The sequence below is a fragment of the Salinicoccus sp. RF5 genome, assembly GCF_020786625.1.
In the GTDB taxonomy this organism is placed as follows: domain Bacteria; phylum Bacillota; class Bacilli; order Staphylococcales; family Salinicoccaceae; genus Salinicoccus.
Genome location: NZ_JAJGRC010000002.1, coordinates 139159 through 159246, shown reverse-complemented (window position 1 = coordinate 159246; position 20088 = coordinate 139159). Strand labels below are relative to the sequence as shown.

The 20088-nt window shown below is 46.1% G+C and carries 20 protein-coding genes; 5 read left to right on the top strand and 15 right to left on the bottom strand.

Annotated features, from left to right (window positions below):
- Positions 1-6: 6 nt before the first annotated feature.
- From LLU09_RS07795 to LLU09_RS07755, 9 genes are all read right to left on the bottom strand, one after another.
- Positions 7-414 (bottom strand): MarR family winged helix-turn-helix transcriptional regulator, encoded by a 408-nt coding sequence (locus LLU09_RS07795; RefSeq protein WP_228311257.1) that lies wholly within the window; start codon positions 412-414, stop codon positions 7-9.
- A 187-nt stretch (positions 415-601) separates the two neighbouring features.
- A complete protein-coding gene (locus LLU09_RS07790; RefSeq protein WP_228311256.1) occupies positions 602-1429 on the bottom strand; it encodes an SDR family oxidoreductase in 828 nt (275 codons plus the stop codon).
- Positions 1426-2493, bottom strand: a complete 1068-nt coding sequence (gene uxuA / locus LLU09_RS07785; protein ID WP_228311255.1) for a mannonate dehydratase — start codon at positions 2491-2493, stop codon at positions 1426-1428. Before uxuA (LLU09_RS07785) ends, LLU09_RS07790 begins: the two co-directional genes overlap by 4 nt.
- 11 nt (positions 2494-2504) lie before the next feature.
- Positions 2505-3515 (bottom strand): zinc-binding alcohol dehydrogenase family protein, encoded by a 1011-nt coding sequence (locus LLU09_RS07780; RefSeq protein WP_094906183.1) that lies wholly within the window; start codon positions 3513-3515, stop codon positions 2505-2507.
- Between the two features lie 12 nt (positions 3516-3527).
- On the bottom strand, positions 3528-4802 hold the full coding sequence (locus LLU09_RS07775; RefSeq protein WP_094906182.1) for a TRAP transporter large permease: 1275 nt from the start codon (positions 4800-4802) through the stop codon (positions 3528-3530).
- The gene (locus tag LLU09_RS07770) at positions 4799-5272 is read right to left on the bottom strand and encodes a TRAP transporter small permease (RefSeq protein WP_094906181.1); all 474 of its coding nucleotides are present in this window, start codon (positions 5270-5272) and stop codon (positions 4799-4801) included. The genes LLU09_RS07775 and LLU09_RS07770 overlap by 4 nt, the downstream gene beginning before the upstream one ends.
- Before the next feature lie 54 nt (positions 5273-5326).
- Positions 5327-6373 carry a TRAP transporter substrate-binding protein gene (locus LLU09_RS07765; RefSeq protein ID WP_228311254.1) on the bottom strand — a complete coding sequence of 349 codons (1047 nt, stop codon included), beginning with the start codon at positions 6371-6373 and terminating at the stop codon, positions 5327-5329.
- Complete coding sequence (locus LLU09_RS07760; protein ID WP_228311253.1) at positions 6370-7386, bottom strand: Ldh family oxidoreductase; 1017 nt, start codon at positions 7384-7386, stop codon at positions 6370-6372. Before LLU09_RS07760 ends, LLU09_RS07765 begins: the two co-directional genes overlap by 4 nt.
- Positions 7387-7398: 12 nt before the next feature.
- Positions 7399-8388 carry a LacI family DNA-binding transcriptional regulator gene (locus tag LLU09_RS07755; RefSeq protein WP_228311252.1) on the bottom strand — a complete coding sequence of 330 codons (990 nt, stop codon included), beginning with the start codon at positions 8386-8388 and terminating at the stop codon, positions 7399-7401.
- Between the two features lie 121 nt (positions 8389-8509).
- On the opposite strand from LLU09_RS07755, the gene uxuA (LLU09_RS07750) reads away from it, so the two are divergent.
- Genes uxuA (LLU09_RS07750) through LLU09_RS07740 form a run of 3 tightly spaced genes read left to right on the top strand, consistent with a single transcriptional unit; the run spans position 8510 to position 11211 of the window.
- Entirely contained in the window at positions 8510-9541 is a 1032-nt protein-coding gene (gene uxuA / locus LLU09_RS07750) for a mannonate dehydratase (protein ID WP_228311251.1), read from the top strand.
- A gap of 21 nt (positions 9542-9562) precedes the next feature.
- A complete protein-coding gene (locus tag LLU09_RS07745; RefSeq protein WP_228311250.1) occupies positions 9563-10201 on the top strand; it encodes a bifunctional 2-keto-4-hydroxyglutarate aldolase/2-keto-3-deoxy-6-phosphogluconate aldolase in 639 nt (212 codons plus the stop codon).
- A gap of 2 nt (positions 10202-10203) precedes the next feature.
- Complete coding sequence (locus LLU09_RS07740; protein WP_228311249.1) at positions 10204-11211, top strand: sugar kinase; 1008 nt, start codon at positions 10204-10206, stop codon at positions 11209-11211.
- A 62-nt stretch (positions 11212-11273) separates the two neighbouring features.
- Here the strand turns inward: LLU09_RS07740 and LLU09_RS07735 are convergent, their stop codons facing one another.
- Positions 11274-12125 carry an SDR family oxidoreductase gene (locus LLU09_RS07735; RefSeq protein ID WP_228311248.1) on the bottom strand — a complete coding sequence of 284 codons (852 nt, stop codon included), beginning with the start codon at positions 12123-12125 and terminating at the stop codon, positions 11274-11276.
- 95 nt (positions 12126-12220) lie between these two features.
- Here LLU09_RS07735 and LLU09_RS07730 point away from each other — a divergent pair, with 95 nt between their 5' ends.
- Positions 12221-13390: an ROK family transcriptional regulator gene (locus LLU09_RS07730; RefSeq protein WP_228311247.1), complete on the top strand. Its 1170-nt coding sequence runs from the start codon at positions 12221-12223 to the stop codon at positions 13388-13390.
- A gap of 37 nt (positions 13391-13427) precedes the next feature.
- Here the strand turns inward: LLU09_RS07730 and uxuA (LLU09_RS07725) are convergent, their stop codons facing one another.
- From uxuA (LLU09_RS07725) to LLU09_RS07705, 5 genes are read right to left on the bottom strand one after another with little or no spacing between them, the layout of a single operon-like run.
- A complete protein-coding gene (gene uxuA, locus LLU09_RS07725; RefSeq protein ID WP_228311246.1) occupies positions 13428-14462 on the bottom strand; it encodes a mannonate dehydratase in 1035 nt (344 codons plus the stop codon).
- 15 nt (positions 14463-14477) lie between these two features.
- Positions 14478-15878 carry a glucuronate isomerase gene (uxaC, locus tag LLU09_RS07720; protein ID WP_228311245.1) on the bottom strand — a complete coding sequence of 467 codons (1401 nt, stop codon included), beginning with the start codon at positions 15876-15878 and terminating at the stop codon, positions 14478-14480.
- Between the two features lie 30 nt (positions 15879-15908).
- Entirely contained in the window at positions 15909-17213 is a 1305-nt protein-coding gene (locus LLU09_RS07715; protein ID WP_370632478.1) for a TRAP transporter large permease, read from the bottom strand.
- A complete protein-coding gene (locus LLU09_RS07710) occupies positions 17210-17707 on the bottom strand; it encodes a TRAP transporter small permease (RefSeq protein ID WP_228311244.1) in 498 nt (165 codons plus the stop codon). Before LLU09_RS07710 ends, LLU09_RS07715 begins: the two co-directional genes overlap by 4 nt.
- Entirely contained in the window at positions 17694-18707 is a 1014-nt protein-coding gene (locus tag LLU09_RS07705; protein ID WP_228311243.1) for a TRAP transporter substrate-binding protein, read from the bottom strand. Before LLU09_RS07705 ends, LLU09_RS07710 begins: the two co-directional genes overlap by 14 nt.
- A gap of 264 nt (positions 18708-18971) precedes the next feature.
- On the opposite strand from LLU09_RS07705, the gene LLU09_RS07700 reads away from it, so the two are divergent.
- On the top strand, positions 18972-20084 hold the full coding sequence (locus tag LLU09_RS07700) for a muconate cycloisomerase family protein (protein ID WP_228311242.1): 1113 nt from the start codon (positions 18972-18974) through the stop codon (positions 20082-20084).
- The last annotated feature ends 4 nt before the right edge of the window (positions 20085-20088 follow it).

The following is a 20088-nucleotide window of genomic DNA, read 5'->3' as shown; positions in this document are numbered from 1 at the left end:
ACCTTTCTATAAGTTCATTCTCCTGAGTGATGCAATCAGCTCTTGAACCTCGTCAATTTCAAAATCCTTCAGCACTTCTTGCTGCATCTGATTCATCTTATCGCTGACTTCGTCGTAAAGGCGCTTTCCTTCCTCCGTCATCGTCAAATATTTAATACGGCGATCTTCTCCCTGATGAGATTGGATGAGGCCGAGTTCAAGCAGATGCTTGATCACTTTCGTCGCCGTCGGCTTCTCGATTCCCCGCCGCCGGCTCACATCCACTGAGGTCGTCGTACCATTCTTTTCGATATCCTTCAGTATCAGCCACTGGGAACTGTACAGCTTATATGTCGACAGGACACTGTTTGCCCGGTTGATATAAGGGCGGTATATTGCCATATAGGCTTCAAAAAATTCCTGTTCGATACGCACGGGATCACCCCTTTGGTTAGTTAGACTAACTAATTATAAAGGGTGTCTGTAAACAAGTCAATGAGTGTAAACGGTTACTTCAAATAAGATTTCCATTGGAAACGTTTACTTTAAAATAGTTCAAAAAAAGAATGGATGCTATATCATATGAAGTAGCATCCATTCTTTTTTAATATTTCCATTGATTTCAGACTCCTGAATAAGCCATGAATCCTCCGTCTATCGGAACTACAACTCCAGTTACAAAGTTAGACTCCTCATCATTCAATAACCATTTTACTGGGCCAATCAAATCTTGCGGATCGCCAAACCTATTCATTGGTGTATTGTTCAGAATCTTTTGAGCTCTTTCTGTATATTTTCCATTAGAATCTATCAATAGATCATGGTTCTGTTTAGTAATGAAAAAACCAGGCGCAATTGCATTTACTCTAATATTAGCTTCCCCGTAGTATACTGCCAGCCATTGGGTAAAGTTATTTATTGAGGCTTTTCCTGCACTATAGGCAGGAACTTTCGTCATTGGAGCGAAAGCACTCATTGAACTGATGTTTAATATAGTGCCGTTTCCATCATCAACCATATCTTCTGCAAATATTTGTGTAGGAATTACGGTACCCATGAAATTAAGATCCATGGTCTTGGAAAAACTTTTCAAATCCAAATCTTTAAATCCCTGTCCTTCAACAGTTGCATCAGTATGAGTTTCGAATGTTGTGGAGGCTTTTGGATTGTTGCCTCCAGCCCCATTTATTAAGATATTGCACGTACCGAAAGTTTCATTAAAATTCTTCTTAGCATTTTTCACTGAATCTTCATCCAAAACATCACACTGAATGAATTTACATTTACCAAGCTGACCAGACAGTTCCTCTTCGACCGAAAGCCCCGCTTCTTCCCCTCTTGATAAAACGGCTACGTTGGCACCTTCCTTCACAAGAAACTCAGCCATTGCCTTGCACAATATCCCTGTACCTCCAGTTACTACTACATTCTTGCCTTCAAAGTAACTCATTTTTTATCCTCCTTATCAAGATGATCGATGATTCCATTCATATACATTATGCCAAGCGCTCTGTCATACAGCCCATATCCAGGTCTACACTCTTCATTCCATAATTGTCTTCCATGATCAGGTCGTATATAATATTTGAAATCATTTCTATATAGTGTTTCTAAGACTGATAAAATTGGAATGTTTCCGTCACATTCTCTATGCGAAGTTTCAACAAAATCCGTGTCATTTAAATATCTGATATTGCGAATATGCGCAAAAAATATATGGTCAACATATTTTTTAGCTATTTCCACTAGATCGTTATCCCTATTGGCCCCGAGGGAACCTGTGCAAAAAGTAAAACCGTTGTGGGTACTCGGATACAAATTAATCAGTCTATTGATGTCTCTTTCATTGGAGATGATTCTGGGCAAATTAAATAGTGACCATGGTGGATCGTCAGGATGAATTGCTAATCTTATATCCAGTTCTTCCGCTTTAGGTATTACTGCTTCCAAAAAGTATTGTAAGTTATCCCAAAGACTTTCCCTCGTGACACTTTCATAAGCTTTAAACAAATCTTGAATTATGTCCAACTTCTCCTTCTCCCAACCTGGAAGTTCAAAAGAAGTATTCTCTTTCATGTTATGAATAAGGTCTTTTGGACTCATATCATCCAATATTTTATGCTCATAATGCATTGCTGTCGAATTATCCTCGAGTGGCCTCTCCAAGTCTGTTCTTATCCAATCGAAAACCGGCATGAAATTATAGCAAATCACTCTAACCCCATGCTTTGACAAAATTTCCATCGTATCTATATATTTCTTAATATAGTCATCCCTCGTAGGCTTACCCAGTTTAATATCTTCATGAATATTCAGGCTCTCGACCACCTCCGGATGAAAACCATTTTCTTTGATTTTCGACACCTCTCGGGCGATCTCCTCTTCTGGCCAAGCCTCTCCTACAGGCTGATTTAATAGCGTCCAAACAATTCCTTTAACATTCGGTATCTGTCTTATATCTGAAAGGTTTACAGAGTCGTTTTGATCTCCAAACCATCTGAATGTCATCTCCATGGGATCCCCGCCTAAAATTTAATAAGAATCTTCCTGCTGTTATCATCTTTAAAAAGCTCTAAGGCTTCTGTAATCTCGTCTTTATCTTTAATATGAGTCACAATATCCTCCACATTGATCAGATTCCGTTCCAGTAGATCAACGACAAATGGGAATTGATGTGTCTGAAGTCTTGAACCCCGTATATCGAGTTCACCTTTTGTTATATCCACCTGACTCACCTGTGCCGGTTTTTCCTCAAAACCTAGCACAACCACTTTACCTGCTGGCGCACAGGATTTGATTGCATTTTCAAAGGTTGCATTGATGCCCACGGCATCCATCGACACATCTACACCTTTGTCATCAGTTAATTTATAAACTTCATCCAACAAATTATATTCCCCTACATTAATGGTATAATCTGCCCCCTTTTCTTTGGCAAATGAAAGTTTACCTTCATCCAAATCCGAGACGATCACCGTTGCTCCCTTATACTTGGCTATTAAAAGACAACAGAGTCCGATGGTGCCAGCACCTTGAATGAGCACAGTGTCACCCTCCCCTACTTCTCCTCTAAAAGAAGCCTGTGCACCAATTGTCAAAGGCTCTGTAAGGACTGCTTTTTCCGGTTCTACTTCAGAAGAAACCTTATGCAACTTGTCACTCTCAATTACAAATGAATCTTGCATCCCTCCATCTCTGTGTACACCATAGACTTGCAGTTTCTCGCAGATGTTCGGACGACCAATTTTGCATGGCTTACATTTTCCACATGTTTTAATTGGCTCAAGTACTACTTGGTCACCCAGTTCAAGGCTTGTAACGTCAGCACCCACTTTTTCAACTGTGCCCATCACCTCATGACCAATAATTCTTGGATACGTCGCAAATGGATTATGCCCCTCAAAGATATGGACATCTGATCCGCATAGTCCGGCATATAAGACTTTTACCTTAACTTCATTGTTTTCTATATTCACAACTTCTTCTGCTTCGACAACTTCAATCTGATTAGGTTCTTTTACTAGAATTTGTTTCATGAATAATCGCTCCTATTCAAATAAATTCGGTAAGAATAATGTAATGGATGGGATAAAGGCTACAAGGAGTAGGACGATAATACTTACGAACAGAAACGGTAACAACTCTTTACTTACAGTTAAAATGCCGACTTTTCCGATACTCGCAGCCACAAAAAGACATACACCCACTGGTGGTGTCGATAGTCCTATAACCAGTCCTAGAACCATGACAATCCCAAACTGGATTGGATCCATACCCACCTGTGATGCTACAGGTAAAAGCACAGGGAATAGAATAACAAGCGCAGCAATCGTTTCCATGAAAGTACCTACTATTAATAATAGTAATAGTATTAGCAGTATTGCTATTACATCGTTACCACTAATGGACAATATTGTGTTTGCAACCATCCCTGGAATGCCTTCACTCGTTAAGATCCAACCGAAGAGGTTAGCAAATGCCACAAGCATCATTATTGAAGCAGTCTGAACCATTGAGGTAAGTATAACGTTTGGCACAGACTTTATTTTCAAGTCTTTGTAAATGAATAACCCAACCAAGAAGGCATAAACTACCGCTATAATTGATGCTTCAGTAGGAGTGAAGAAGCCTCCAAGAATTCCATAGAGTATGATGACCACCATCATAATTGCCCAGAAGGCTCCGAAGAAATCTTTAGCAATGCCTTTTATAGGTACTCTCGGTTCTTTAGGATATCCTCTTTTTACTGATATCAAATATGTAGGAATCATCAGCCCCAGCCCCAGCATGAAACCAGGGATTGCTCCTGCTATGAACAGGTCGCCTATTGAAACTGTTGCCAATGTACCTACTATGATAAGGGGCAATGAAGGTGGGATGATGGGACCTACCGTAGAAGATGATGATGTAACTGCAGCTGCAAACTTTGCATCATATCCTCTTTTTTTCATCGCAGGAATCATCACAGAACCTATACTTGCAGTATCTGCCAGTGCAGTACCAGATATCCCGGCAAAACCAAGAGAAGCACCTACGTTGGCCAAACCTAGACCTCCTCTTATATGACCAAGAAGGCTGTCTGCAAACTTGATGATTCTTTCTGTAATACCACTCGCATTCATCAGATTACCCGCCAGTATAAAGCCGGGAATACAAATAAGAACAAAGGAATTAAGTCCTCCAAACATTCTCTGAGGAACAATATTGAGTGGAATGCCATTTACGAAAAGATATATCATAGACGAAATAGCCAAACTGAATGCTATTGGAATCCGCAATATCATTAATAGAAAGAATAGACCAAAAAGTAATAACGCCATCATTGCAAATTCACATCCTTATCAATAAGTTTCTCAATATAAAAGATCATTATAAAAAATGCCATAAGGAAAATTGAAAGATGAATATATGCCATACTAAACCCTAAAGTTGAAGTGTCTTGACCTTGGCCTAGTAGAATGAATTCATAACCATAATAAGCAATAATACCGTTGGTTATGATCATAATCACATAAGTAGACCTTAAATATAACGCTCTTCCCTTTTCTGAAAATATTTCAAGAATGAAGTCGATGCCCATATATTCGTTCTTAATGACACCTAATCCTGCTCCAAAAGCGATGGTGAATAAAAACAGATATCTTGTAGTTTCTTCAGTCCAAATAAAAGATGTAGTTGTAAACCTGGCTCCTATCTGCAATAAGACTACTGCTACGAGACCAATAAAAGAGATTATAGTCAAAAATGAGAGAACTTTTTCAAGTAATCTAAAGAAAACTTTTGCAAATTTCATTTTTTTCACCTCAATTTATTAAAGGGATAGAGAAGCTCTATCCCTTTAACTTTTCTATTCTGTTTCAATAATACGCTGATAAAGTTCCATTTGCTCTTCATCCAGCGAATTTTCAATTCCTGGTTGCATAGCTTCTTGGAATGCTTCCTTATCTACTTCAACGAATTCCATACCTTCATCTATAAGCATCTGTCTATAATTGTCAATTTCTTCATTAAGAAGCTCTCTTGCATGAGCCTGAGCTTCTTCCGCCGCCTCTAGAACACTCTGTTGCAAGTCTTCACCTATCTCTTCCCATTGATCATTACCGACGACTACATAAATCCAAGAGTAGACATGCTCAGTTTCATTGACATAGTTTTGGACTTCATAAAGACCACCACTGTGGATCAGATCGACAGGGTTTTCCTGGCCATCGATTACACCCTGTTGAAGTCCAGTAAATACTTCGTTAAAATCCATAACTTGAGGACTTGCTCCCGCCGCACTCCAAGCGTCCATGAAGAGAGGTACGTTAGGTATTCTCATATTGAAGCCACTCAAGTCTTCAGGTGTTTCAACTGGCTCATTGGAAGTTAGGTTCCTTGGCGCTCTTTCCATGTAAAACAATGGCGTGACCCCTACGTTTTCGACGATATCCTCTTCTATTTCCTGACCTACATCTCCTTCAACTACAGTTTGAAGATGCTCTGAATCACGAAGTGCATAAGGTGCTGCTAGAAGTGCTGCTTTTGGCGACCAATTTTCCATGGATTCGCCAGTAATCACCATATCTGCATTGCCTGCACGGATACTATTAATTGTATCCACTTCGCCACCAAGTTGGTTGTTAGGATAAATTTCTATTGTAATTTGACCATCTGTTTTTTCTTCAACCAAGCTGGCAAATTCTTCTGAGGTATTATGCCAAATGTGTTCCTCATTTGCCAAATGGCCCAAGCTCCAAGTATACTGCTCTCCATCATTACTAGCTTGTTCCTCAGAACCCTCGCTTTCACTTTCACTGCCTTCTTGGTTTTCAGCCTCGTCTCCTCCATTGCCACACGCTGCTAATGCCAAAACCATAATTGAGAAAATTGCTAGAAACAAAAACTTTTTCATTGTTCTTCCTCCCCATTCAAAAATTTGTAAAGCTTATTATTGATAACTACTTCATCAGACCCAACTGCCTTGTCCTTTTCAATATCACCAGGAACTTTAACCTTCGAGCCGTCAGAGGTAGGGATATCCTTTAACTCTGTCTCCATTTGCTGCAGCAGTTTTTCGAATAAAAGATTATCTCCAAACATTTTTGGATTAATGACGATTATGCTCTGAGATAGATTTCGAAACTTACCCAATTCTTTATACATGGACGGAATATTTGTACCATAGGATTCGTTCCCTAATATGCCAGTAAGTACATCAATTGCAAATGCCAGTGCATAACCTTTTGGGCCACCAAAATGCTTTAGATATTTTATTTCATTAGGGTTATCTGTTTCTCGACCCTCTTCATCCGTCCCCCAACCATATGGTATTTGAGAGCCGTTATCCTGTGCGTGTAAAACTTTTCCTAGCGCTACCTCAGTCGTAGCCATATCAATTATTGTCGGATATTCTTGTTTACCTTTTGGAAAACCAAAAGCTATAGGGTTACTTCCGAAATATGGAGAAGTACCTTTAAATGGCACTGCAATAGTATCTGTTTGACTGAGCATTATTCCTATATATCCCTGTTCAGCTATTTCTTTGACAAAGTATGACAAAGCACCGCAATGACTGCTCTTTTTGATAAGCCCCATAACAACTCCCTGTTCCTCGGCTTTTTCCAATGCATAGTCTACTGCACAGTTCACTATATAATGCCCCATGCCGTCATCACCATCGCATATAAATGATGAGCCCGATGTATCTTCGAACGTCACATTGGGTGAGATATTCAACCCTCCTTGACGAATTCTTTCCAGATAATGCTCGATCCTCATTAAACCGTGGGAGGAGACGCCTCTTTGATCGGCATGCAGAAGGACCTCTGTAACGACACAGGCGTGTTTTTTACCCAATCCTAAATCAGTGAACTTTTTAACTGCTTTTCTTCTTGCTTCCTTCACATTGATTGTTACCGTTGACATCCTTCTCTCCACCTACCTTTCTATTAATACAGGTTCATATTCATTAATAAGATCATAAGTATGCTTTTCATTTTTAATCTGTTGAAGTAAACAGTTTAAAGCGTTTTCAGAAATGGTTTCTATAGGCTGCTTTATAGTTGAGATGGGTGGCTGATACAGTTGGGCAAGTTGAATATCATCAATTGAGACTAGTTTGAATTTCTCATGCAACGGTAATTTCTGCCCAGTTGTAAAACTTAAAAATTCTGCTAAAGCAAAGTCGTTCGCAAGAATAACGCCATTCCTATCAACCGATAGGTCCATATTTCTCGAAATTGCTTCTTTTAAATTGGCAACATCTTCCGAAATTATGATGTGTTCATTCAAATCATTTGTTTTTTCTTGAATGGATTTAAAAGTTTCCATTCTCTCAATTCTTGGAGTTATATTTTTATCTAAAGATGTACTGATGTAATAGATTCTATTGAGCTTAAATTTCATTAAATAGTCGTAGGACTTTTGGATGGCTGATGTGTTATCCAATTTAAAGGTTGGTACATTTAGGCCTTTTATATAACGATCAATAAAGACAATAGGATACTTTTTATCTAATAGCTGCTGATACAGCTGTTCGTTACCAAAGGTAGGAAATATAATTAATCCGTCAACTTGCTTGGATATCAAATTTTGTATGTATTTCTTCTCTTTTTCAGAGTCATCATCTGCATTGCAAATAATAAGATGATATCCATTACTATCACAATAATCTTCTATGCTTCTTGTAATGGAGGTAGAAAAATGATGAAGAATATTAGCTACGATGATTCCAATTGTTTTTGTAGACTTACTTTTCAAATTTCTTGCTAGAAAATTTGGTTCGTAATCCAGTTCTTTTATAGCGACATCTATTCTATGTTTTGTTGCATCACTCATGTAGTGATATCTCTTATTGAGGTATTGGGAAACTGTACTAACAGAGACCCCTGCTCTTTTTGCCACATCTTTAATTGTGATTTTTTTCATGTTATACTACCTTTATAATTGATAAAACGATTTAGTAAACTATGTGATTTCATATTAACAAATATGAAAACGCTTTACAATATTTATCTGAAAATTAATATGACTTTGAGGAGCGATTGCTATGGAAATGAGTTTTAGATGGTATGGCTCGGATGATCCGGTGAAGCTTGAAGACATCCGCCAGATTCCACAGATGAAGGGGATCGTATCAGCGATCTATGACATCCCCGCCGGCGAAGTCTGGCCGTATGACGAGATCGTAAAACTGCGGGATGCAGTGGCGGCACACGGCATGCGCCTGAACGTCATCGAATCCGTGCCCGTCCATGAAGACATCAAGATGGGCCGCGGCCGCCGCGATGCATTGATCGAGAACTACAAGGAGACGATCCGCAATCTGGCCAAAGCGGGTATTGGCACTGTCTGCTACAACTTCATGCCGGTATTCGACTGGACACGCATCGAACTCGATGCCCCGCTGCCGGACGGGTCGAATTCCCTGAAGTATGACGAGGCGCTGGTCAAGGACATCGATCCGTTGAGCGGCGAACTCACGCTGCCGGGCTGGGACCTGTCCTATCAGACGGACGACCTGAAGGAAATCATCGATGCCTACCAGGACATCAGTGAAGACCAGCTGTTCGACAACCTGATCTACTTCCTCGAGCGCATCATTCCGGTCGCAGAGGCGGAGGATGTCCTCATGGCCATCCACCCGGACGATCCACCATGGGGCATCTTCGGCCTGCCGCGCATCATCACCGGCGCGCCGGCCCTCCGGAAGCTGTTCGATGCCGTGCCGAGCAGGCACAACGGCATCACGTTCTGTACCGGATCCTACGGCTCCACGCCGGACAACGACCTGTTCGAGATCATCGAGCTCGCCAAGGAACGCATCCACTTCGTCCATGCCAGAAACGTCAAGTGGACTGGGGAGCGCTCCTTCCAGGAGACGTCCCACTCCATCCATGACGGATCCCTGGATATGGTAGGCATCGTCGAAAAGCTCATCGAGAGTGGTGTCGACGTGCCGATCCGTCCGGACCACGGCCGCATGATCTGGGGTGAGACGGGCAGACCGGGCTACGGCCTCTATGACCGTGCACTGGGTGCCGCCTACCTGAACGGCATCATCGATACAGTAAACAAGTAATTATAAAGGAGAGTCCAAGAAATGAAGAAATTTAATATATTGAACGAAATCCGTGAAAACTACCTGATTGCAGTTGTGCGTGGAAAAGGCTTCGAGGATACGGTGAAGATGATCGAAAACATCATCGAAGGTGGAATCAAAAATATAGAAATCACCTACACGACACCGAAGGCAAGTGAGCTGATCGAGCATTTCGCAACGAACAGTGAAGCATGTGTGGGTGCAGGCACGGTCATGTCGCGGGAGACTGCGGATGAAGCAATCAGGCGTGGCGCACAGTATATCGTCAGTCCACACTTCGACAAGGATGTCGCAGCCCTCTGCAACTTGAATCAGATCCCCTACCTGCCTGGATGTGCGACGGCGACGGAAGTCGCAGAAGCGATGAAGGCCGGCGTGGATGTCATCAAGATCTTCCCTGGCGGTGTGCTCGGTGCGTCATTCATCAAGGACATCAAAGGACCGATGCCGCATGCAAACCTCATGCCTTCCGGCGGCGTCAACAAGGAGAACATGGCTGATTGGATGGAGAACGGAGCTTTCGCCATCGGCATCGGCAGTGCCCTCGCCAAAGGCTATGATGGTTCGAACCCGGGAGTCGTCAAAGAAAACACTGAAGCATTCGTCGCCACATATCAGAAAGCGTTGAAAGGGGAATAGGCATGAAATTCATTACATTCGGGGAAATCATGATGCGTCTGAGCACGGATGCATCGGACACTTTCAGAACGGCCGATCAAATGAATGTCAACATCGGCGGCAGTGAAATGAATGTTGCAATGAGCCTCGCCGCCTCAGGTGTGGATACTGCAATGATCACTTCCCTGCCTGACAATGCCTTTGGCAGGCGCACGCTCTCCCTCCTGAAGAGCAACGATGTGGAGACGCGGCATATTCGCATGGGCGGCCAGCGCATGGGGACATACTTCCTCGAACAGGGGTTCAATATCCGCTCCTCCTCCGTCATCTACGACCGCAAGTATTCAAGCTTCGAGCAGTCGACAGTTGAAGACTATGATTTCAAAGCGGCGTTGGAAGGATATGACTGGTTCCATTTCAGCGGCATCACCCCTGCCCTCAATGCAGAACTCCAGAAGGTGCTGCTCCGGGCAGTGGAGACGGCCAAAGAGATGGGACTAAAAATCAGTGCCGACCTCAACTTCAGGGGCAATCTCTGGTCCTTTGACGAAGCACGGTCTACGATGCCGCAGTTCATCAAACATTGTGATGTGATCTTCGGATATGAGCCGGTCGAGTTGAAGGAAGACGGCAAAGAGGTCAAGGATGGTCTTGAACGCAACCCGGATGCCGATACCCTGGCTCCGATACTTGAAAAGCTGCATACTGCATATGATATAGAATATATTGCATTCACACAGCGCACCGTCGTCCATTCCAACAGGAACATCATCAAGGGGATGCTGTCTTCAAAGGATGGTATCAGGGAGACGGACGCCTATGAAGTGGAGATACTCGACCGGATCGGTACGGGTGACGCCTTCACTGCAGGTGTCATCCATGGACTGATGAATGGTCTTGGAGAACAGGACATCCTGCAGAATGCACTCGGAAATATGCTGTACAAGCATACGATCAGCGGGGATTTCGCCACAGAGGATATATCGAAGATGGCGGATGTGCTCGATGCAACACGAGAAGTGAAGAGGTAGAAATGAAAACAGGCTGTCCCCACTTTGGGGACAGCCTGTTCTATTGTTCATATGATCCTGTCTTAGACACCTGAGTATGCAGAGAAACCGCCGTCGACCGGAATGACGATGCCGGTAACGAATCCGGAGGCCTTATGGTCAGCCAGATAGAGCAGTGTGCCAAGCAGTTCTTCAGGTTCACCGAAGCGGCCCATCGGTGTTGCATTGATGATCTTGTGGCTTCTTTCCGTCAGGTTGCCATCTTTATCGAAAAGGAGGTCCCTGTTCTGATTGGTGGCCAGGAAGCCTGGTGCCATGGCGTTGACTCTGACGCCTGTGCGTGACATGTAGACGCTGAGCCACTGTGTGAAGTTGCTGATTGCAGACTTCGCACCGCTATAGGCCGGGATCTTCGTCAATGGCGTGAAGGCGTTCATTGAGGATACATTGATTATCGTTGCATGCTCTTTTGGTGCCATGTCCTTGCCGAAGATTTGGGAAGGTATCAATGTACCCAGGAAGTTCAGTTTGAAGACGAAGTCGATGCCGTCCGTATCGAGGGCAAAGAAGTTCCTGACATTCGGGTCGTCCAGCTTGTCGAGGTCCAGGTACTCATCTTCAGTGGATGCGGACGGATTGTTGCCACCTGCGCCATTGACGAGGACGTCGCATGTACCAAGTGCATCATTCACCGCTTCACGCGCTTTTTCTACAGATGCCTTATCTGTAACATCACATTGGACAGCCAGCGCTTCGCCGCCTGCTTCCTTTATTTCGGCAGCCACCGTTTCGCAAGACTCGAGTGTGCGGCCGAGAACGGCAACTTTGGCACCAGCATCCGCAAGTGCACGGCAAAAGTATGAACCAAGGACACCGCCACCGCCTGTGACGACTGCAACCTGGCCTTTAAGATTTGTATTGAAAGGGGTAGTCATTATTCTTCCTCCTATTTTATGGTAAATGAAATTGCTCATTGGATAACTATTTGGTAAGATTAGTTTATCTAACAAACCAAAATGAGGTGTACCTTATGGTTACTGGTGATTCGAACTATATTAAAACGATGAACCGCAGACTTGTACTGGAAGATATCATCCGCAGCCGCTCCATTTCAAGAGTTGATATATCAAAGCGCACTGGATTGAACAAGGCCACGGTCTCTTCCCAGGTCAATGAACTGATCGACCAGTCGCTGGTCATTGAAAAACCCGTCGAAAACTATGCACAGCCCGGCCGCCGGCCGATCATCCTGGAACTCGACCCGATGAGCACATATTCCATCGGTATCGACATCGACCGTTCCCATATACGCATCATGGTCATCAACCTCAAGGGCATGACCGTCTACAACAACATACATGACTTCGACATCCGCCATACGGATGCGCTTCCTGAACTCCTGCCGACTCTGCTCGAACCGGTGATCAGACAATACAATGAAGTCTACCGTCCGAACCAGCTTATCGGCATCGGCATCAGTTTCCACGGCATCGTCAATTCCGATCTGGAGCTGCTCTATTCCCCACCCCAGCAGCTTGATCTGAAACCGCTGCTGTCAGAACTTGAGGAACGATTCGAAGTGCCCGTCCATATCGACAACAACGCCAATATGTCCGTCCGTGCCGAACAGTCGTTCACTGCATATGAGACCAACCTCTATAGCATGACGCTGTCCAGTGGTATCGGGCTCGGCATCCTGCTGAACAATGAAGTGTTCCATGGATTCTCCGGCTATGCCGGCGAAGTCGGACATATGATCATCAAGCAGGATGGCATAGAATGCCGCTGTGGAAACAGGGGATGCTTCGAGCGTTATGCTTCGGATGAGGTGCTCACCCGCTCGCTTGCCGACGCCGGCATCTCACTGGTTGAATTTCCGACATATGAATCCTTGAAGGCGGACGAGAAGGCGAAGGCCATATTTGAAGACTACATCTCCTTCATCACCGTCGGGCTGAATAACATCATCAATGTCTTCAACCCTAAAAAGCTGGTCATCAACAGCACCATATTCTCCAAGTATCCGGAACTGCTTGATGAACTCAAGCCCGGACTTACATCATCGTTCATCGATTATGGGGACATCCTCATCTCGCCCCTCGGTACGCAATCCAGCGCCCTTGGTGCAGCACTTGTACCCCTTGCGAAATATCTCGATATCCACCATTTCGACCTGAATGCCTATCATATTGCCCATTAATACCAGAAAAGGATAAGTCGGACTTATCCTTTTCTTTTTATTTTCTGTTTACTGTATCGATGATGCCGTTCAGGTAGGCGGCACCCAGTGCACGGTCATAGAGGCCATAGCCCGGTCTGCCCGTCTCACCCCAGATCATGCGGCCGTGGTCCGGACGGATCGGCACGTCGACACCACTCTCGATGAGCTTTTCGACGATGCCTACCATATCCAGGGATCCGTCATGGATGGAGTGGGACGTCTCCTGGAAGGAGCGCTCCCCAGTCCACTTGACGTTTCTGGCATGGACGAAGTGGATGCGTTCCTTGGCGAGCTCGATGATCTCGAACAGGTCGTTGTCCGGCGTGGAGCCGTAGGATCCGGTACAGAACGTGATGCCGTTGTGCCTGCTCGGCACGGCATCGAACAGCTTCCGGAGGGCCGGCGCGCCGGTGATGATGCGCGGCAGGCCGAAGATGCCCCATGGTGGATCGTCCGGGTGGATGGCCATGAGGACATCCTCCGCCTCTGCGACCGGAATGATGCGCTCGAGGAAGTAGATCAGGTTGTCGAACAGCTGGTCTTCACTGATGTCCTGGTAGGCATCGATGATTTCCTTCAGGTCGTCCGTCTGATAGGACAGGTCCCAGCCCGGCAGCGTGAGTTCGCCGCTCAACGGATCGATGTCCTTGACCAGCGCCTCGTCATACTTCAGGGAATTCGACCCGTCCGGCAGCGGGGCATCGAGTTCGATGCGTGTCCAGTCGAATACCGGCATGAAGTTGTAGCAGACAGTGCCAATACCCGCTTTGGCCAGATTGCGGATCGTCTCCTTGTAGTTCTCGATCAATGCATCGCGGCGGCCGCGGCCCATCTTGATGTCTTCATGGACGGGCACCGATTCGATGATGTTCAGGCGCATGCCGTGTGCCGCCACTGCATCCCGCAGTTTTACGATCTCGTCATACGGCCAGACTTCGCCGGCGGGGATGTCATAGATCGCTGATACGATCCCCTTCATCTGTGGAATCTGGCGGATGTCTTCAAGCTTCACCGGATCATCCGAGCCATACCATCTAAAACTCATTTCCATAGCAATCGCTCCTTTTTATTCACTTTCAAGTCCAAAATATCTTTTCGCATTGTAGTAGCATATACCTTCGACATACTCCTTGAGAAGCTCACGGTCGTCAGGCACCATGCCCGACTCCACCCACTCTCCAAGCAGTTCGCACAGGATTCTTCTGAAGTATTCGTGGCGTGTGAAGCTCAGCATGCTCCTTGAATCCGTCAGCATGCCGATGAAATTTTTGAACACACCCGCATTTGCCAGCGTCTTCATCTGCTCCCGCATACCTTCATAGTTGTCGTTGAACCACCATGCCGTACCGAACTGCACCTTCCCTGGAATGCCGCCGCCCTGGAAGTTTCCGGCCATCGTTGCCATGATGATGTTATCCCGCGGATTCAGTGTGTATAGTATCGTCTTCGGAAGTGCATCCTCCTGATCGATGCGATCCAGGAATCTGGAAAGCGGCTGTGCCACAAGCTGGTCGTTGATGGAATCGAATCCACTGTCTGGTCCGAGTTCTTTGAACATGCGGGAGTTGTTGTTTCTGAGCGGCCCGATGTGCAGCTGCATCACCCAGCCGTATTCATTGTACTTCTTCGCAAGCTGGACGAGGGTATATGTCTTGAACTGCGCCACTTCATCTTCTGAAAGAGACTCTTCCCTGATGACCTTATCGAAGATTGCTCCAACCGCTTCCGCTTCCGCCTCGGCATAGAACATTTCATTGATGCCGTGGTCCGATGCCCGGCATCCCATATCATTGAAGAATTCGATGCGGCTGTACAATGCATCCATGAACTTATCGTAGGTGTCTATCTTGCCATCTGCCGCAGCTTCCAGCTTCCCAAGCCATTCCCTGTAGTCCGGTGTATCGATGGCGATGGCTTTGTCAGGCCTGAAGGAAGGTGACACCTGCACATCTATCGTATCATCCTCCCTGATGCGCCTGTGGTATTCCAGGTCATCCGTCGGGTCGTCCGTCGTGCCGAGGAACTTCACTTTCTGGCTCTCCAGTATGCTTCTCGGCTTCAGCGCCTCCCCTTTCAGCATATCATTCGCCTTTTCATAGATCGCATCGGCACTCTTTGGCGACAGCAGGTCGCTGATGCCGAAGAATGTCTTAAGCTCAAGCTGCGTCCAGTGCAGCAGCTGATTCCCGAAGAGCTGGGGTACTGTTTCTGCGAATGCATCGAACTTGGCCTTCTCGTCCGCATCCCCTGTTATCCTTTCCTCGTCGATGCCGGCTGCCCGCATGGCGCGCCATTTGTAATGGTCTCCACCGAGCCATACTTCGGTAATGGAACGGTAGTTCTCATTGTCATAGATTTCTTTCGGGTTGAGGTGGTTGTGATAATCGATGATGGGCAGGTCTTTGGCCACATCATGATACAGCCACTTTGCGGTCTCTGTAGTAAGCAGGAAATCCTTGTCGATCATTTATATCTCTCCTATTCCTTTATTGATGGCTTATGTCAGGTTGAACAGTTCCGGCAGGAACATGCTCAGAACCGGCGTAAACGTCACGATCAGCAGCATGATGAACAGTACGATGAAGAATGGGATCAGGACCGGTACGACCTTTTCTATCCGTATGTCTGCCACACTCGCGCCGACGAACAATGCAGATCCGACAGGCGGTGTGATGTTGCCGATGCACAGGTTGAACGTGATGATGATGCCGAAGTGGATCGGATCGATGCCCATATCCATCGCAATCGGCAGGAAGATCGGTGTAAATATCAGCACCGCCGGCGTGATGTCCATGAATGTTCCGATGACGAGCAGGATGACCGTCATGAGAAGCAGGATGATGATCGTATTATCCGTCAGGGACAGCAGGGAACTGCTGATGGCGTTCGGCAGCCCTGTATAGGACATGACCAGTGAGAAGAGTCCTGAAACGGTGATCAGCAGCAGGATCATCCCGGTGATTTCGACCGTCTCCCTGAGTATGTTCGGAATTTCCCTGATCTTCAGGTTCCTGTAGATCATCGAGAGTATTGTAGCGTAGACCACAGCCACCGCTGCGCCTTCCGTTGCTGTGAAGATGCCGGCCACGATGCCGCCGATGACGATGACGATGAGCAGCAGGCTCGGAATCGCATCGAGTGTAAGGTACAACTTGTCGCGCCAGGCGATCTTATCGGAAACCGGATACTTGTATTTCTTCGCCAGTACATAGGCGACGATCATTGTCGCGAATCCCCAGAGGATGCCCGGAATGTATCCGGCCATGAAGAGGGCAGCGATGGATGTGCCGCCACTGACGAGCGAGTAGACGATCAGTATGGACGTCGGTGGAATGATCAGTCCCGCAGGTGCGGATGCGATGTTGACCGCCGCTGCATATTTGCGGTCATAGCCGCTGTTCAGCTGCATCGGCGTCATGATGCGTCCCATGGCCGCAGCAGAGGCCACGCTGGACCCTGCGATCGAACCGAAAAGCATATTGCCGACAACATTCGTATGTGCCAATGACCCCGGCATCCTGCCGACGAGCACTTTGGCGAAGTTGATCAGCTTGAATGCGATGCCCCCGTTGTTCATGATGATGCCTGCAAGCACGAACAAAGGTACAGCGAGCATCGTGAAACTGTCCATCTCGGTGACGAGGCGCTGGGCACCGGTAAGTATCGTCGTATCGAATGGCATGATGAGCATGAGTGTAAAGAGCGAACTCAGCAGGATGGAAATGGCGATCGGGAAGCCGATTGCCAGGAACAGAAGCAGCAATCCGAAGATTACGATTCCCGATAGTACTGTCAAACTCATAGACTTTTCACATCCTCATTCTCTTTTTTCGCAACTCTTTCAATGTTCATGATGTTATATATCGTATAGAACAGCGTGACCACCCCAGAAACCGGCAGCGCCGCATAGACGAAGCCCATGGATATGCCTGTGGCTGGTGCGATCTGCGGAGCCGTAAGCATTGTGATGCGGATGCCGCCGTAGATGAAGACAATCGCTGCCGTAAGCAGAATCGCAATCTGTGCCAGGTATGTCAATGCCACTTGCGTATTCCAGCCCATCCTTTCCCGGACGAACAGGATCGCGATGTGTTTATTTTTACCGAAGACATAGGCTGCAGCGAGGAGTGTGAACCATATCAATGTGTACCTGATGATCTCTTCACTCATCGTGCTCGGGTTGTTCAATATATATCTCGCGATGACCTGCCAGATCGAGAGCAGTGTCATGGAAATGATCGCAACACTTGCGAAAGCGAGGATGACGGTATCCACTATACGTTTAGCTTTCTTCATCAGAATCTCCTCCCTTGAACAGTTCATAGATCGGCCCCATCGTCTCGTCTGCCTTCATTTCGTCATGGAGCGGCTGGACAGATTCGATGAAGGAGGACTTGTCCACCTCATGGAACTCTACACCCATTTCATTCTGCGCCTCTTCCGCTGCCGCCTCAGTCGCTTCATTCCATACGACTTCGTGGAAGGCATTCGCAGCCTCCGCAGAATCATGGATGATCTGGCGCTGTGCTTCAGTCATACGGTCCAGTCTATGCTTGTTCATGATGAGCATATCCGGGACAATCGCATGCTCTGTATACATCCAGTGGTCAGCCACTTCCCCGTGCTTCGAGCTGACAAGGGAAGTCAGGTTGTTCTCGGCTGCATCAATGATGCCCGACTGGAGTGATGTATACACTTCTCCATATGCCATAGGCGTCGGCGTTCCACCGAGTGCATCAATCATCGCCACACTTGTGGCACTTGGCTGCACGCGCACCTTGAGCCCGGACATATCCTCCGTATTCTCGACGACGCGGTCCCTTGTATAGAGACTCCGGCTGCCCGCATCGAAGTATGTAAGGCCGACGAATCCGATATCTTCAGAAGAATTGTAGATAACATCCGTAATTTCAGGATCCGACATCTTCTCCTTGAACTCATCCGTATCTTCAAAGAGGTAAGGCAGACCGAAGATCGAGTACTCGGGACGGAAGCTCTCAAGCGCCCCCGCGCTGACTTTCGTGACATCCACTGCACCCGTCTGCGTCAGCTCGATGACCTCGCGCTCATCCCCAAGCTGTCCATTCGCATAGAGCGTCATAGTCATCTCCCCGTCGGACCGCTCTTCCACTTCCTCCTTGAATTTCTCCAGGGATTTATGTACCGGGTGGTCCGTAGGATGATTATGCGCAAGTATCATGTTGTGCCCATCTCCGGCTGCAGACGATGCATTGGAGCATGCACCAAGCAGGAGGAGGATGGATACGCTTACAAAAAGCACAAAATATTTTCTCATTTCATTAACCGCTCCCGTATCTTTTTAATTAGTTTAATAGTACAACTAATTAACGAATAAATCAATGTAAAATCAAAATTAATGGAATAAAGTTAGTTTTCTGGTTAAACAATAGATAATTTTAAAATTGATATTATTGAATTTAATATATATCAATTGTAAATTTTCAAAAAACTCATTGACACCGCTTTCAAGGAATATATATAATGGGTGTGTGTTCGAATATCATATACATGTACGATATAAGTACATCGGAGGTGGAGCATGAGTAATATTTCAAAAGTGGACATACATATCTGTGATTTGCCTACCATAAGGCCACATAAGCTTGCGATGACAACCATCACTACCCAAGCCATCGTTATTGGTCTCATCACTGACAGTGAGGGAAGGCAGGGGATTTCGGAAGTCGCTACCATTGGTGGAGCTTCCTATGGGGAAAGCACTGTAGAGGCGATAAAGGCAAATATTGACGCCTACATCACCCCGCATCTCATCGGCAGAAACCCACAAAACTTCAATCGGATCATGAATGACATTTCAAAACAGGTCAGAGGAAATAACTTCGCTAAATGTGTCATAGAAGCCGCATTGATCGACCTTGCAGCCAAACAATTGGAAGTGCCTGCCTATACTCTTATAGGCGGTAAAATTCATGACGGCCTCCCTCTTGCCTGGACACTGGCCAGTGGGGATACATCCAAAGATATCGAAGAAGCAAAAGAGATGCTTCACCAGAAACGGCATAACATTTTCAAACTGAAGATTGGCGGCGGTGACCCAGATCAAAATGTTCATCATGTCGGAGAAATCATCAAAGCAGTAGGGAAAGAATCACGAATTACCGTAGACATCAACCAAGCATGGGATGAATACACGGCATTGAAGCAAATAAAAGCTCTGGAGGAAATGGGCGTTTCCATGATTGAACAGCCCCTTCCCACCTGGAACTACGAGGGGATGGCCAGATTGACCGAACGGTTTGATGTCTCCATCTTGGCTGATGAAGCAGCGACTTCGTTGGAAGATACCTATCGTCTGATCAAGCAACGAGCTGGAGACGCCATTGCTTTGAAGCCTGCCAAGCACGGCGGGGTGCTTGCCACTCAAAAGATTGCCGGTATAGCCGAAGCTTCCGGCATCGGCCTGTACGGCGGCACCATGATTGAATCTTCTCTTGGCAATGCCATCGCGGCAACCGTCTACTCTACCATTCCTGAACTCAAATTCGGCACTGAAATATTCGGCCCTCTTCTATACAGGGACCGCCTTACGACAGAAGATATAGAAGTCAAAGATTTCAAAATCCATATTCCTGATGAAATTGGGTTCGGAGTCACACTTGATATGGAAAAACTGGAACATTATAAACGATAAAAGG

Bases quoted from the DNA above. Each gene is read 5' to 3' on its own strand.
- LLU09_RS07790 (WP_228311256.1), bottom strand. From the start codon at position 1,429: ATGAGTTACTTTGAAGGCAAGAATGTAGTAGTAACTGGAGGTACAGGG.
- uxuA (WP_228311255.1), bottom strand. From the start codon at position 2,493: ATGGAGATGACATTCAGATGGTTTGGAGATCAAAACGACTCTGTAAAC.
- LLU09_RS07780 (WP_094906183.1), bottom strand. From the start codon at position 3,515: ATGAAACAAATTCTAGTAAAAGAACCTAATCAGATTGAAGTTGTCGAA.
- LLU09_RS07775 (WP_094906182.1), bottom strand. From the start codon at position 4,802: ATGATGGCGTTATTACTTTTTGGTCTATTCTTTCTATTAATGATATTG.
- LLU09_RS07770 (WP_094906181.1), bottom strand. From the start codon at position 5,272: ATGAAATTTGCAAAAGTTTTCTTTAGATTACTTGAAAAAGTTCTCTCA.
- LLU09_RS07765 (WP_228311254.1), bottom strand. From the start codon at position 6,373: ATGAAAAAGTTTTTGTTTCTAGCAATTTTCTCAATTATGGTTTTGGCA.
- LLU09_RS07760 (WP_228311253.1), bottom strand. From the start codon at position 7,386: ATGTCAACGGTAACAATCAATGTGAAGGAAGCAAGAAGAAAAGCAGTT.
- LLU09_RS07755 (WP_228311252.1), bottom strand. From the start codon at position 8,388: ATGAAAAAAATCACAATTAAAGATGTGGCAAAAAGAGCAGGGGTCTCT.
- uxuA (WP_228311251.1), top strand. From the start codon at position 8,510: ATGGAAATGAGTTTTAGATGGTATGGCTCGGATGATCCGGTGAAGCTT.
- LLU09_RS07745 (WP_228311250.1), top strand. From the start codon at position 9,563: ATGAAGAAATTTAATATATTGAACGAAATCCGTGAAAACTACCTGATT.
- LLU09_RS07740 (WP_228311249.1), top strand. From the start codon at position 10,204: ATGAAATTCATTACATTCGGGGAAATCATGATGCGTCTGAGCACGGAT.
- LLU09_RS07735 (WP_228311248.1), bottom strand. From the start codon at position 12,125: ATGACTACCCCTTTCAATACAAATCTTAAAGGCCAGGTTGCAGTCGTC.
- LLU09_RS07730 (WP_228311247.1), top strand. From the start codon at position 12,221: ATGGTTACTGGTGATTCGAACTATATTAAAACGATGAACCGCAGACTT.
- uxuA (WP_228311246.1), bottom strand. From the start codon at position 14,462: ATGGAAATGAGTTTTAGATGGTATGGCTCGGATGATCCGGTGAAGCTT.
- uxaC (WP_228311245.1), bottom strand. From the start codon at position 15,878: ATGATCGACAAGGATTTCCTGCTTACTACAGAGACCGCAAAGTGGCTG.
- LLU09_RS07715 (WP_370632478.1), bottom strand. From the start codon at position 17,213: ATGAGTTTGACAGTACTATCGGGAATCGTAATCTTCGGATTGCTGCTT.
- LLU09_RS07710 (WP_228311244.1), bottom strand. From the start codon at position 17,707: ATGAAGAAAGCTAAACGTATAGTGGATACCGTCATCCTCGCTTTCGCA.
- LLU09_RS07705 (WP_228311243.1), bottom strand. From the start codon at position 18,707: ATGAGAAAATATTTTGTGCTTTTTGTAAGCGTATCCATCCTCCTCCTG.
- LLU09_RS07700 (WP_228311242.1), top strand. From the start codon at position 18,972: ATGAGTAATATTTCAAAAGTGGACATACATATCTGTGATTTGCCTACC.